Source organism: Actinoalloteichus spitiensis RMV-1378 (assembly GCF_000239155.1).
Classification (GTDB): Bacteria; Actinomycetota; Actinomycetes; order Mycobacteriales; family Pseudonocardiaceae; genus Actinoalloteichus_B; species Actinoalloteichus_B spitiensis.
The window spans coordinates 1-13490 of record NZ_AGVX02000611.1; the positions used below are offsets into that span (position 1 = coordinate 1).

At 74.5% G+C, this 13490-nt stretch carries 11 protein-coding genes; 3 read left to right on the top strand and 8 right to left on the bottom strand.

All coding sequences use genetic code 11. From position 1 onward, the window contains the following. The 8 genes from ACTIDRAF_RS32220 to ACTIDRAF_RS0222590 form a co-directional block, all read right to left on the bottom strand. Window positions 1–747 (bottom strand): Gfo/Idh/MocA family protein (locus ACTIDRAF_RS32220; protein WP_016700972.1); only part of this gene is annotated, 747 nt, incomplete at its 3' end. After that, a complete protein-coding gene (locus ACTIDRAF_RS0222560) occupies window positions 747–2180 on the bottom strand; it encodes a GMC oxidoreductase (RefSeq protein WP_245533613.1) in 1434 nt (477 codons plus the stop codon). The genes ACTIDRAF_RS0222560 and ACTIDRAF_RS32220, both read right to left, overlap by 1 nt. A 26-nt stretch (window positions 2181–2206) precedes the next feature. Next, the gene (locus ACTIDRAF_RS30610; protein WP_157163214.1) at window positions 2207–3685 is read right to left on the bottom strand and encodes a glycosyltransferase family 2 protein; all 1479 of its coding nucleotides are present in this window, start codon (window positions 3683–3685) and stop codon (window positions 2207–2209) included. Continuing rightward, window positions 3685–4878, bottom strand: a complete 1194-nt coding sequence (locus ACTIDRAF_RS0222570) for a glycosyltransferase (protein ID WP_016700975.1) — start codon at window positions 4876–4878, stop codon at window positions 3685–3687. The genes ACTIDRAF_RS30610 and ACTIDRAF_RS0222570 overlap by 1 nt, the downstream gene beginning before the upstream one ends. A gap of 35 nt (window positions 4879–4913) precedes the next feature. Further along, complete coding sequence (locus ACTIDRAF_RS0222575; protein ID WP_016700976.1) at window positions 4914–6245, bottom strand: UDP-glucose dehydrogenase family protein; 1332 nt, start codon at window positions 6243–6245, stop codon at window positions 4914–4916. 26 nt (window positions 6246–6271) lie between these two features. Continuing rightward, complete coding sequence (locus ACTIDRAF_RS0222580; RefSeq protein ID WP_016700977.1) at window positions 6272–7084, bottom strand: ABC transporter permease; 813 nt, start codon at window positions 7082–7084, stop codon at window positions 6272–6274. Then, window positions 7081–8067, bottom strand: coding sequence for an ABC transporter ATP-binding protein (locus tag ACTIDRAF_RS0222585; RefSeq protein ID WP_016700979.1), 987 nt, complete (start codon window positions 8065–8067; stop codon window positions 7081–7083). Before ACTIDRAF_RS0222585 ends, ACTIDRAF_RS0222580 begins: the two co-directional genes overlap by 4 nt. A gap of 458 nt (window positions 8068–8525) precedes the next feature. After that, the gene (locus ACTIDRAF_RS0222590; protein ID WP_016700980.1) at window positions 8526–9932 is read right to left on the bottom strand and encodes a short-chain fatty acyl-CoA regulator family protein; all 1407 of its coding nucleotides are present in this window, start codon (window positions 9930–9932) and stop codon (window positions 8526–8528) included. 282 nt (window positions 9933–10214) lie between these two features. Between ACTIDRAF_RS0222590 and ACTIDRAF_RS0222600 the strand changes: the two genes are divergently transcribed. The 3 genes from ACTIDRAF_RS0222600 to ACTIDRAF_RS0222610 form a co-directional block, all read left to right on the top strand. Then, window positions 10215–11696, top strand: coding sequence for an MmgE/PrpD family protein (locus ACTIDRAF_RS0222600; protein ID WP_016700982.1), 1482 nt, complete (start codon window positions 10215–10217; stop codon window positions 11694–11696). After that, window positions 11696–12589 carry a methylisocitrate lyase gene (prpB, locus tag ACTIDRAF_RS0222605; protein WP_016700984.1) on the top strand — a complete coding sequence of 298 codons (894 nt, stop codon included), beginning with the start codon at window positions 11696–11698 and terminating at the stop codon, window positions 12587–12589. The genes ACTIDRAF_RS0222600 and prpB overlap by 1 nt, the downstream gene beginning before the upstream one ends. Window positions 12590–12642: 53 nt before the next feature. After that, window positions 12643–13490, top strand: an 848-nt coding sequence (locus ACTIDRAF_RS0222610; protein WP_016700985.1) for a citrate/2-methylcitrate synthase, incomplete at its 3' end; no start/stop codon positions are given.

Genomic DNA, 13490 nt, shown 5'->3' on the forward strand with positions numbered 1-13490 from the left:
CCGCCAGTCGCCGGCGGAGAATCCGGAGAGGACGGCGGTACCGCCGGCCCCGGCCAGCCCCAGCAGGTAGCCGCCGGAGGGCAGCACCCTCGCGTGGGTCACCCGGTCCACGTCCGGCAGCAGCGCCCGCAGGTGGCCGGCGGTGTGGACGCCCAACCCCAGCAGGGCGAACCGGAGGATGACGGCCCGGGCCGAGGGGTCGGTGACGGCGGGCGGCGCGGGTGGCGCCGGCGGCGGTGGGGCGCCGGTCGCCAGGGCGACCAGCAGCTCGGTGCGCGGCACCCAGGCGCGGACCCGCACCCGCCGTGCCCCGCCCAGCCGGGGGAGCGCGTGGGCCAGGGCCGCCCGCCACGCCGGGTCGTAGGAGTGCATGGTGCCGACCAGCACCCGGGTTCCGGCGCGGGCGGCGGCGGTGGCGATCCGCCGGGCGTCCTCGACGCCCAGCGCGAGTGGCTTCTCGCACAGCACGACCCGCTTGCCGGCCTCGCAGGCGGCGACGACGTGGTCGGCGTGCGTCCAGTGCGGGCCGCAGACGGCGACGACGTCGACCTCCTCGTCGGCGAGCAGCGCGTCCACGTCCACCCCCGCCCGAGCGCTCATCTGAGCGGCCTCCAGTGCCGTGGTCGCGGAACTCGGTGTCGCGGCCACGGCGTGGACCACGGGGAGCCGGTCAGCCAGCTCCCGCAGCACGGGGAGGTGCACGCTCCGTACAACCCGACCGGTCCCGATGATGCCGACTCCGGCCATCACACCCCCTGGAGGATCCGCGCCACCGCCCCGGCCGCGCGCACGGCGAGGGCCACGCTGGTGAGCGTCGGGTTCGCCGCCGTGGGCCAGCCGATGACCCCGTTGCCGCCGACGACGAGGTTGGCCACCCCCCACACCCGACCGTCCCGGTCGCAGACCGAGGTGCGCGGGTCGTCGCCCATCCGCACCGTGCCCTGGTAGTGCAGGGAGCTGCCCGCCGGCAACAGGCGGGGTTCCCCGCCGGGGGTGGTCTCCCCGAGCGAGGCGGCCACGGTGGACACGAGCTCGGCGGCGCGGGCGGCGGTGGCCCGGTCGGCGTCGGTGAGCCCGTACTCCACGCGGGGCGCCGGCATCCCGTAGGCGTCGAGCCGCTCCGCCGAGAAGGTGACGCGGTCCCGGGCGCGGATCTCCTTGGCCGCGTACCAGGTCAGGCTCAGCAGCGGACGCGGGTCGGCGACCCCGGGGCCGAGCGGGCCGAGGTCGGCGAGCATGACCTGACCGTGGAAGGGGTGCCCGCCGGTCCAGGGGACCCGCAGGACACCGGTCACCAGGTCCCGCCACTCCCCGGTGAAGGGTTCGGCGGGTTCCGCGGGCGTCGGGGGGTCCTCGAGGTCCAGCAGCGCCCAGGCCATCACCGCCAGGTGGTCGTTGAGGTAGCGGCCCAGGGCGGGGGGCCGCAGCCCCGAGGCCCACAGCAACTGCGGGGTGCGGAACGCGTCGGCGGCCACGGCCACCGCGCGGGCCCGGACCGTCCACCGCCGCCCACCGCGCAGGCACGCCAGCTCCGCACCGGTCACCCGGCCGTCGTCGAGCAGCAGCCGGCGGCACAGCGTCTCGGGGCGCAGCAGGAACCCCGGCTGGCGGTCGAGGTCGCCGAGCACGGTGTCGGCACCGCTCCACTCCCCCGGGCCGCCGGCCATCGGCATCCACCCGACGTCCTGGCCGGGCAGGGCGTCCCGGAGCCCGGCGAGCAGCCGGGTGCCGGCGGCGGTGTCGACGTAGGGGCGGGCCCGGACCCCCAGCAGCCGTTCGGCGACGGCGAGGTCGTCGGTCTCCACGAACGGGGACCGCTCCGCCGGCCCCGGGCGGGGGGTGGCGCAGGTCCAGTGCCCGCCCATCCCGCCGACGCAGGTGGACAGCGCGGCGGCCGGCATCCCGTCCTGCTCGTCGCCCCCCGGCTCGGCGGGCCGGAGCAGCCCGGTGCCGAACCGGGGTGTGACCAGTCCGGAGCCGACCGCCGGGTAGCGGCCGGCGGAGCGGTCGCGGGGCTGGGCGCGGTCGCCGGCGGGGAGGTTGTGCACGTTGCGGCCCGGTGGCCCGGTCACCGCGGGTCCGGCGTCGACGACGAGCACCGACGCCCGGGGGACGAGGTCCCGGACGCGGCGGGCGACGGCGGACCCGACGGGACCGCTGCCGACCACCAGCAGGTCCACGCTGGACGGTGGCTCCGGCGGCGCGGTCACGGCGCGGGCCGGGGCGGTCGGAGGCCCTGCTCCTCCAGCAGGGTCAGCAGGTTGTCGATGGACAGGTCGTTGGGGCCGGGAGGTTCCCCGGTGCCCCACTCGGGCGCGTCCACCCGGTCGACCCCGCCGATCTCGTCGAGGACGCCGTCGAGGTCGGTCGACTCCGGGGACAGCAGGGCCGCCCGCCGCACCAGGGCCGTCCGTTCGAGCCGGCCGAGCTCGCCGCCGTCGGGGAGGTCGAGCGTGACGGCCGCGAGGCGCTGGGCATCCGCCCACCGCACGAGCCGGGACAGTGCCCCCGGGTGGACCCGCCACCCGGCCCGGCAGGTGAACCGGAACGGCACCGGGAACGAGTCGCGCCCCGCCGAGGTGGCGAACCGGACCCGGCCCTCCCCCCGGTAGTGGACCCGGGTGAGCCGGGCGTCGACGAGCTCCTCGGTGAGCACGTCCCGCCGCTGCCCGCCCAGCTCGTCCCACGGCCCCAGCAGCGTGACCCGCACGTCGGGCACCCCACCGTCGAGGGCCGCGTCCACGCTCGCGCACACCGCCTCGTGCCCGGCGCCGTTAGCGTCGATGACGACGTCGACGTAGGGGACCGTCCACTGCCGTGCCACGCCACGGCGGGCCAGCCGCAGGGTCGGCACCAGGTCCGCGAGGTAGGGGCGGTTGTGCCGGACCGTCCCCTCGGGGTCGCGGAGCAGGCCGGAGGCACCGAGGTGCCAGGACGTCGCGCCCGCCTCGGGCACGAACACCGCGCCGGCCTGCGACAGCCGGTAGCCCAGTTCGGTGTCCTCGCCGTGCGTCAGGCGCGGGTCCACGCCCCCGGCCGCGCGCAGCAGGGCGGCGGGGACGGACATGCTGGCGCCCACCAGGGTGGTGCCCACGCTCGGCCCGGCCTCCCGCAGCCCGTCGGTCTCCCGGCTGACCGCGTCGATCCAGTGGTTGGGCGTGGCGGTCGCCGCGTCGTACAGCTCACCGGAGGAGCCGCCGGCGACCGCGTCCCGCACCTGCTCCGGGGTGAGGTCACCGCTGGTGAAGTCGACCATCAGCCGGTGTCCGAGCACGACGAGGTAGTCGGCGAGGTGGTGCCACCGCAGGTGCAGCTCCACCTCCTCCCGGCAGGCGACCATGTCGGCGTCGAGCCGGTGGATGATCGTGCCCTCGGCGACGTCGACGCCCCTCCGCAGCGCGTGCCCCGGCCCCCACCCGTCGGGACCGGCCGTGACCAGCCGGGTGTGCTCGGGCCTGATCTCCGGCAACCGGACCGGCGGGGTGCTGCCGTCGTCGACCACGACGACCTCCAGCAGCTCCGCCGGGTAGGACTGGGCAGACAGGGCGGCCAGCGTGAGGTCCAGCCGGTCGTGGTAGTCGTGGGCGGGGATGACGACGCTGACGGACAGCTCCGGTGTCCACCCGCCCGGGTCGGGGGGCTGGAGCAGGCCGTGGTCGTTGTGCCGGATGCGGGGCCGGGCCATCACCGCACCAGTCCTTCCAGGTGGGCGACGGCCGACTCCACCGGCGGCAGCGCCAGCATCCGCCGCTGGGCGCGGCGGAGCCGGACACCGTACCCGGGGTCGTCCAGCAGGGTCCGGCAGGCCTCGGCGACGTACCGGCCCTCGGGGTCGGCGACGCGCACCCCCAGGCCGAGCTCGATGAGCCGGTCGCTGTTGTGCTCCTGGTCGCCGAACAGGGGCAGCACCGCCATCGGCACCGCCGCCCGCATCGACTCGCGGATGCTGTTGTAGCCGCCGTGGGTGACGAACAGCTGCGCGCACTGCAACAGCGACGGCTGCGGGATGTGGTCGACCACGTGCACGTTCTCGCCGGCGAGATCCGGGTCGACGGGGATACCGCCGGTGGCGACCACGCCCACGCAGTCCAGTTCGGACAGTCCCGCGATGAAGGACTCGGGGACCACCGCGAACGGGTGCTCGGTGACCGAGTCGGGCAGCTGGCCCGGCTCCGGGGTGAACCCGGGGAGCATGGTGCCGGCCGAGGCGACGACCAGTGGGCGGTCCGCCGGCAGCTCGACCACCCAGTCCGGAAGCCGTTCGGCGCGGGTCACCGTGGCCGGCTGCTGGTAGGCGAAGGCCGGCGCGGCGTCCTCCCGGGCGAAGGAGAGCTCGGCGGGCACGCAGTCGAGTCGACCGTGCGGGTACATCGCCAGCGGGTCGGCCGCCGGCGCCAACCCCAGCTCGGCGCGGCGCTCGTTGAGCTCGGCGTGGACCAGCGCCGGGTCGAGGAACTGGCCGGTCCCCGAGGGCGCGGGCACCGACGGGACACCGAGCGCCTCGGCGACCAACGCGCCGGCGAAGTCGGTGCCGTCCCGCAGCACCAGGTCGGGGGAGAAGTCCCGGGCCAGGGGCAGGATCGCCTCGTGGTTGGCGACGATGTGGGGGCCGCAGCCGGTCATCACCCACAGCGCCTGGTGGTGCCGGTCGACGTCCGCCGGCACCGTGGAGGTGCCCTCGGCCAGGGCCCGCATCACCAGGTCGGCCAGTTCGGACAGGACCGGTTCGACGCGGACCGGTTCGCCGTCGAACACGGCGGCCGGTTTCGGCGGAGCCACGACCAGGAGCTCGTGCCCGGCCGCGACGAGGCCCCGCGCGAGGGGCAGCAGCGCCCTGGCGTGGGAGGGGGTTCCGGTGATCGTGCACAGCACGCGCATCGCGGTGTCCTTCTCTTCTCGGATGTTCGGCCCGGTCAGGGCTCGGGGACCAGGTCGGGCTCGGCCCGCGCCGGCACGGGGGCGGCGCCGAGACCGGTGAGCGTGATGCCCGCCCCGGCGAGCACGTCGGGATCCAGGTGGTTGCGGGTGTCGACGACGACGGGCCGGGCCAGCAGCCCGGCCACCCGCGTCCAGTCCAGCGCCCGGAACGACGGCCACTCGGTGAGCAGCACCAACCCGTCGGCGCCCCGCGCCGCCTCGTAGGGGTCGTCGGTGACCGCCACCGCGCCGCCGTGGATCTCGCGGGTCACCGCGACCGCCGGGTCGTGGGCGACGAGTTCGGCGCCCCGGCGGACCAGCAGGTCCGCGATCGCCAGCGCGGGCGAGTCCCGCAGGTCGTCGGTCCCGGCCTTGAAGGTGAGGCCCAACAGCCCGAGCCGGAGCCCGTCGAGGGACCCGCCGCAGGCGGCCTCGACCCTGTCCACCACCCGTTCCCGCTGCCGCTCGTTGGTGCGCACGGCCTCGGCGAGGAGGGAGAAGTCGAAACCGACCGACTCCGAGACCCGCAGCAGCGCCATCGTGTCCTTCGGCAGGCAGGACCCACCCCACCCCGGCCCCGGACGCAGGTAGGACTGCCCGATCCGCTGGTCGTAGCCCATGCCGGTGAGGATGTCCGCGATGTTCCCGCCCAGGCGTTCGGACAGCTCGGCGATGGAGTTGACGTAGGACAGCTTCGTCGCGAGGAAGCAGTTCGCCGCGTACTTGACCAGTTCGGCGCTGGTGGCGTCGGTGAGCACGGCCGGCGCGCCGAGCCGCGCGTAGAGGGCGAGGACCCGTTCGGCCGCCTGCCGGCTGTCGGAGCCGACGACGATCCGGTCGGGGGAGAGGAAGTCCGCCACCGCGCTGCCCTCGCGGAGGAACTCGGGGTTGCTGACGACGTGGACGTCGTCGCGCCCCAGGGCCTCCGCCATCCGGCGCGCCGTCCCCACCGGGACGGTGGACTTGTTCACCAGGACGCAGCCCGGGGCCAGCAGCGCCCCGGTCTCCGCCAGGACCGCCGACACCGCCGTCAGGTCGGCCGTCCCGTCCGGCCCCATCGGGGTGGGCAGGCAGAGGATGACCACCTCGGCGTCGCGCACCGCCCCGGTGGCCCCGAGATCGAAGGCGAGCAACCCGGACGCCAGCCCCTGCCGGAGCAGCTCGGGCAGCCCCGGTTCGAGGATGTCGACCTCGCCCCGGCGGAGTCGGTCGACCTTGGCCGGGTCGATGTCGGCGCACCGCACCCGGTGCCCCAGTGAGGCCAGGCACGCTCCGGTGGTGAGTCCGACGTAGCCGCTCCCGATGACGGCGACGGTGTAGCGGTACACGGGGCTTCTCCTTGCCTCGGAACTGCCTACTGGAGGGCCCGGCGGCGGAAACCGCGGACGCCGGCCCAGCCCGCGAGCACCGCGCAGGCCGCGAGCACGACGACGCTGACGGGCAGCGGGAGGTGCGGGACGGTGGGCGCGGTCACCGCACGCAACGACTCGCTGGCGTAGGTGAGCGGGTTGAGCGCGCACACCACCTGGAAGGCGGGGAAGTCGCCGAGCAGCGGCAGGGGGAACTGCGTGGATCCGGTGAAGGTCATCGGCACCACGGCCACGGCGAACGCGACGCTGATCCGGTCGGGAGGGACGACGGTTCCCAGCACCATGCCGGCGGCGGCGCCGGCGGCGGAGGCGAGGACCAGCAACCCGGCCAGCAGCGGCAGCGCGGCCCACTCCCAGCCCACCGACAGCAGCAGCCCGCCGAACGGCAGTGTCACCAGTCCGGACAGCAGCCCGCGCAGGGCCCCGAAGGTCATCTTGGCCAGGGCCACCACGGAGGTCGGCCCGGGGGCCAGCAGCCGGTCGTCCAGCTCCCGGGTGATCTGGAACTCGAAGACCATGTTGAGCGCGGTGGCCTGCGCCGCGCCGAGGAACGACGCGAGGGCGACGATGCCCGGCAGCAGCACCTGCGCGTGGTCCGGTCGCAGGTAGCCGAGTTCGGTGAGGACGGTGCCGAGCACGAGGAGCAGGAAGAAGGGCTGCACGAGGGTCTGGGCGACGGCGCTGGGCAGCCGGCGGGACATCATCAGCAGGTCCCGCCACAGCATGGCCAGGAACAGCCGGGCGGCGCCAGGGGGTGGCGGTCGGGTGCTCGCCGGGTCCGGCGCGGCCACCGTCACCTCGCTCCCCCGCCGCCGGTCAGGTCGAGGAAGGCGTCCTCCAGGGTGTCCGGGTCCGTCGCGAGGTCCCGCACGGTGTAGCCGCCGGCCCGGGTCGCGGCGACGGCGTCGGCGAGCGCGGGGGTGCGGGAGCCGTGGCCGCGCACCCGCAGCCGGACCGCCCCGCCGCCGCCGATCCGCTCCACCGCGTCCACGGTGGGGAGACCGTCGAGGGCGTGGACCAGTGGTTCCACGGCGCGGCAGGGTTCGACGACGAGGTCGAAGGCGAACCGGTCGCCGTCGGAGCCGGTGAGTCGCGCGGGGGTGTCCAGGGCGACGAGCCGGCCGTGGTCGATGATCGCGACGCGCTGGCAGAGCCGCGCGGCCTCGCGCAGGTCGTGGGTGGTGATGACGACGGTGACGCCCCGCCCGTTCAGCTCGACGAGTCGACCGTGCACCTGCCGCCGCGATCTCGGGTCCAGGCCCGTGGCGGGCTCGTCCACGAACAGCACGTCGGGGTCGTGCACCAGCGCGCGGGCGATCTTGACCCGCTGCTGCTGGCCGCCGGAGAGCAGGTCGGGGCGGCTCCGCGCGTGCTCGGTCATGCCGAACTCGGCGAGGAGGGCGTCGACGCGCTCGCGGCGCTGGGCACGGGGAACACCGTGGTAGGCGGCGTGCCGCAGCAGGTCCTGCCGGACGGTGAGCCCCCGGTCGAGGTTGTTGTGCTGGGTCACCACGGCCAGCCGCGCCCGCGCGAGGTGGGGTGCGCGCACGACGTCCTGTCCCGCGACCAGCACGTCCCCGGCGGTGGGCACCACCTGGGTGGTGAGCACGCCGAGCGTCGTGGTCTTGCCGGCTCCGTTGGGTCCGAGCAGGCCGAGGATCTCCCCACGGCGCACGGAGAAGGACAGGCCCTCGACGGCGGGTCGCCGCGCCCCCGGGTAGCGCTTGACCAGTCGGCGCACCTCGACCGCGAGGTCGGGCCCTGGGGGAAGCGCGCGCATCGGGTTCCCTCCCTCGGCCGTGAACTCCCGCGAGGACCGAGCGGCGGTCGCCGGTCGTGTCGAGGGTCATGGTCACCGCGCCCGACCGCGCCGGGAAATGGCGGGCGGCTACCGGACACCCACTGGCGGGTAAACGCCGGGGGACGGCAGGAGCACCGTGCCGTGGGAGGGAAGGTGCCTGTGCTGGTCGCGTCGACACGACCAGGAGGCGGGAGGTGCCCGGTGGTGGCGCGGTGTTCTTCGTCCACCAGGTCCGTCCCCGACGGTCGGTCAACGGGTTTCACACGCCCGGGGCCCCACGATGGCCACGGTGGTGGTGGCCGCGCTCGGCAGGGACGACCACGCACGCCGCGTCGGCCGCCTGAGGACCACTGGGCCTCGGGGCGGCGGTGGGCCAGGCAGCGTCGTCGGCTGGGCGGTCCTTCTGACCGGTGGCGCCCACGTCCTCCGACAGCGGGTCAGCCAGCCGGCGGGTAGGGCAGGGTGGTGCTGCTGTTCTCGTCCACCCGCAGCGGGCGTCCCAGCAGCGGAAACGCCCGCTGCGGGCAGGCGGGGCGTTCGCACACCCGGCATCCCATGCCGATCGGCGTGACCCGAGCCTCCTCCCCCAGCGCCAACCCGTCGGAGTACACGAGTCGTCGGGCGTGCGGGAGTTCGCAGCCCAGGCCCACGACGAAGGTCTTCCCCGGGTCGCCGTGGCCGCCGGTGGTCCGGGACACCGTGCGGGCGATCCAGAAGTACTTCTTGCCGTCGGGCAGCTCGGCGATCTGGGTGAGCACCCGGCCCGGCGAACCGAAGGCCTCGTAGATGACCCACAACGGGCAGGACCCCCCGACGCGGGAGAAGTGGAACCCGGTCGCCGACTGGCGTTTGGAGATGTTGCCCGCGCGGTCGACCCGCACGAACGAGAACGGCACGCCGCGCGCGTCGCGCCGCTGGAGGGTCGACAGCCGGTGGCACACCGTCTCGAAGCCGACGCCGAAGTGGTCGCAGATCCTGGCGATGTCGTACCGGTACCGTTCCGCGACGCCGAGGAAGGTGCGGTAGGGCAGCACCAGGGCCCCGGCGAAGTAGTTGGCCAGTCCGATCCGCGCCAGCCGGCGGGCGGTGTCGCTGCCGAAGGTCCAGGACGCGACCAGCCGGTCGATGACCTCCCCCACCTCCAGGAGCGCCAGTTGGGAGGCGAGCCGGAAGGCGGCCTGCCCGGGCCGCAGGGTCGGCGCGAGGCGCAGGACCCGCCGCTCGGGGTCGTAGCGGTGTTGGTCTGAGCCGGGTTCGATGCCGCGCGTGGTCACCTCGACCCCGTGGCGGTTGGCGAGGGCGGCGACGAGGGCGGGGCGCACCTCGCCCGGTCGCAGGCGGAGCTCCACCGCGAGGCGTTCGGCGGGTTCGTCGAGCTCGGCGACGTAGTTCTGGCGTTGGTAGAAGTAGTCGCGGATCTCCTCGTGCGGCATGGGGCCGGCGACCCGTTCCAGGTCGCGGCCGCCGGTGATCGCCGCGAGGTTCTCGGTGGCGTCCCGGTAGCGGCGGTGCAGGCCGACGAGCGCGCGGGCCACCCCGGGGAGGTTGGCGGTGAGCTCGTCGAGTTCGCTGGCGGAGAGGGTGTCACCCACGGCCGGGTCGTCGAAGACCTCCCGCACGTCGGCGACCAGGCGCACCGTGTCCTGCGGGGCGAAGAACTCGGCGTCCAGCCCGAAGGTCTCGGTCAGCCGGAGCAGGACCGGGACGGTCAGCGGTCGGGTGTCGTGTTCCAGCTGGCTGACGTAGCTGGGCGACACGCCGAGCGACCTGGCCAGGGCGACCTGGCTGATGCCCCGGTCCCGCCGCAGTTGCCGGAGCCGGGCTCCCGCGTAGATCTTCTCCACCCGAGGACGTTAACAAGCTTCACAGATCACGGCGAAGTTTTCACAACTGTTGGCAGCGAGGAGAGGTAGCAGCGGCCGGCTGGCGGTGCCACGATTTCGGTGAGGGCGTCACAAGATTCACAGGAAGAGCGGGAACCCGCTGAGGGGCCGCTGCCACCGGCGGGCGACCGGGAGGGACGTCCGGGCCATCCGGATCGCGTTCCGCCGGCGGCCGGCCAGGTGGTGGCCACGCCGAACGGACCGGCGCCCCACGGCCCCACCCCGAGGACCCCAGGGAGAGTGATGATCGACCACGTGGTGCGCACCTACCCGTCAGCCGAGCCCCTGCCCAGGGAGGAACAGCTGGCCTGGAAGCTGGCGGCGGTGGCCACCGACCCGGTGGCCGTCGAGCCCGAGGTCACCGAGATGGTGATCAACCGGGTGATCGACAACGCGGCGGTGGCGGCCGCGTCCCTGGCGCGTCGTCCCGTGCTCGCGGCCCGCGACCAGGCCATCCGGCACCCGGCCTCGCCGGGGGCGGTGGTGTTCGGCACGGCCGGCCGCTACTCGCCGGAGTGGGTGGCCTGGGCGAACGGGGTGGCGGTCCGGGAACTGGACTTCCACGACACCTTCCTCGCCGCCGACTACTCCCACCCCGGGGACAACATCCCGCCCGTGCTCGCGGTGGCCCAGCACACCGGGGCCACCGGGGCGGACCTCGTCCGGGGGATCGCCGCCGGCTACGAACTCCAGGTCAACCTGGTGCGCGGCATCTGCCTGCACGAGCACAAGATCGACCACATCGCCCACCTCGGCCCCTCCGCCGCCGGCGGGATCGGCGCCCTGCTCGGGCTGGACACCGCCACCGTTCACCAGGCGATCGGGCAGGCGCTGCACACCACCACGACCACCCGGCAGTCCCGCAAGGGGGAGATCTCCTCCTGGAAGGCCTACGCGCCCGCCTTCGCCGGCAAGGTCGCCGTGGAGGCGGTGGACCGGGCGATGCGCGGCGAGGGCGCGCCCAGCCCGATCTACGAGGGGGAGGACGGGGTGATCGCCTGGCTGCTCGGCGGCCCCGAGGCCCGGTACACGGTCCCGTTGCCCGCCCCTGGCGAACCGAAACGGGCCATCCTCGCCACCTACACCAAGGAGCACTCCGCCGAGTACCAGAGCCAGGCGTTGATCGACCTCGCCCGCCGGTTGGGGCCGAGGATCGGCGACACCGACAAGGTGGTCCGGGTGCTGATCCGCACCAGCCACCACACCCACCACGTCATCGGCTCCGGGTCCGGGGACCCGCAGAAGTACGACCCGAACGCCAGTCGGGAGACCCTCGACCACTCGATCCCCTACATCTTCGCCGTCGCCCTCCAGGACGGCAGCTGGCACCACCAGCACTCCTACGAGCGCTCCCGCGCGACCCGCCCGGACACCGTCGAGCTGTGGCGCCGGGTGAGCACCGTGGAGGACCCGGAGTGGACCCGGCGCTACCACGCGCCGGAACCCGCCTTCGGGGGGCGGGTCGAGGTCGAGCTGGCCGACGGGACGGTGCTCGCCGACGAGATCGCGGTGGCCGACGCGCACCCGGCGGGGGCGCGGCCCTTCGCCCGGGACCAGTACGTGGCGAAGTTCCGGCAGCTCGCCGACGGGGTGGTGTCCTCGGCGGACCAGGACCGCTTCCTCGACGCCGTCACCCGGCTGCCGGAGCTCGACGCGGCGGAGGTGGCGGCCCTCGCGCTCCCGTCGCTGTCCGACCCGGCACCCGCGACGAAGGGGATCTTCTGATGCTGCACTCGACGACCTCGCCCACCGACAAGCGGTCGGCGTTCCGCGCGGCCCTGGCGTCGGGTCGGCTGCAACGGTTCCCCGGCGCGTTCAACCCGTTGTCCGCACGGCTGGTCCAGCGGGCCGGTTTCGAGGGCGTGTACGTCTCGGGCGCGGTCCTCGCCGCCGACCTCGGGCTGCCCGACATCGGCCTGACGACGCTGACCGAGGTCGCCGGCCGCTCCCAGCAGATCGCGCGGATGACCGACCTGCCCGCGCTGGTGGACGCCGACACCGGGTTCGGGGAACCGATGAACGTGGCCCGCACCGTGCAGGCCCTGGAGGACGCCGGGGTGGCGGGGCTGCACCTGGAGGACCAGGTCAACCCGAAGCGCTGCGGCCACCTCGACGGCAAGGAGGTCGTGGACCGGGACACCGCCGTGCGGCGGATCTCGGCCGCGGTGACCGCCCGTCGCGATCCGAACTTCGTCATCGCCGCCCGCACCGACGCGCGCGGTGTGCTCGGGATGGCCGAGGCCGTGGAGCGGGCCCGGGCGTACCAGGACGCCGGGGCGGACCTGATCTTCCCGGAGGCGATGGCCGACGCGGCCGAGTTCGAGCGCATCCGCTCGGCCGTGGACGTCCCGATCCTGGCGAACATGACCGAGTTCGGCAAGAGCGAGCTGCTGAGCACCAGCACCCTGGAATCGCTCGGGGTGAACCTGGTCATCTACCCGGTGACGCTGCTGCGGCTGGCGATGCGAGCGGCCGAGGACGGCCTGGCGAGCATCGCCGAGCGGGGCGAGCAGACCGAGCTGCTCGACCGGATGCAACACCGCCGGGAGCTGTACGACCTCGTGGACTACGCCGGGTACGGCACCTTCGACTCCTCCGTGCACGACTTCCGCGTCTGAGCCCTCGGCGCGGCTCCCACCGGGCGCCGCGCCCCAGCCGAAGGGGGACACCGATGTCCACTCCCACCGTCCACCGGGGACTCGCCGGCGTCGTGGCCGACACGACGGGCATCTCCTCGGTGAACCCTGACACCAACTCGCTCACCTACCGCGGCTACGCGGTGCAGGACCTCGCCGAGCACTGCCGGTTCGAGGAGGTCGCCCACCTGCTCTGGCACGGGGAGCTGCCCAGCGCGGAGCAGCTCGCGGCGCAGAACGCGGAGGAACGCGCGCGGCGCGCGCTGCCGCCGGACCTCGTCGCCCTCCTGCTCGCGCTTCCTCCGAGCGCCCACCCGATGGACTCGCTGCGGACCGCCGTCAGCGTGCTCGGCGCGAACGACCCCGGGGAGGACGACAACTCCCCGGCGGCCAACCACGCCAAGTCCCTGCGGTTGTTCGCCGCCCTCCCCTCCGTGGTGGCGCTCACCCAGCGGCGACGTCGGGGGTTGCTCCCGCTGGAGCCGAGGGCGGACCTGGGCTACGCGGAGAACTTCCTGTACATGACCTTCGGGGAGGTGCCGGAACCGCCGATCGTCCGTGCCTTCGAGATCTCCCTCGTGCTCTACGCGGAGCACAGCTTCAACGCGTCCACCTTCACCTCGCGGGTGGTCACCTCCACGCTCTCCGACCTCTACAGCGCGGTGACCGCGGCGGTGGGCGCGCTCAAGGGCCCGCTGCACGGCGGGGCGAACGAGGCGGTCATGGCGACCTTCGCCGAGATCGGCAGCGCCGACCGGGTGGAGGGCTGGTTGTCCCGGGCGTTGGCGGAGAAGCGGCGGATCATGGGGTTCGGCCACCGGGTCTACAAGCACGGCGACTCCCGGGTACCGACGATGCGGGCGGCGCTGGGAGAGGTCGTCGA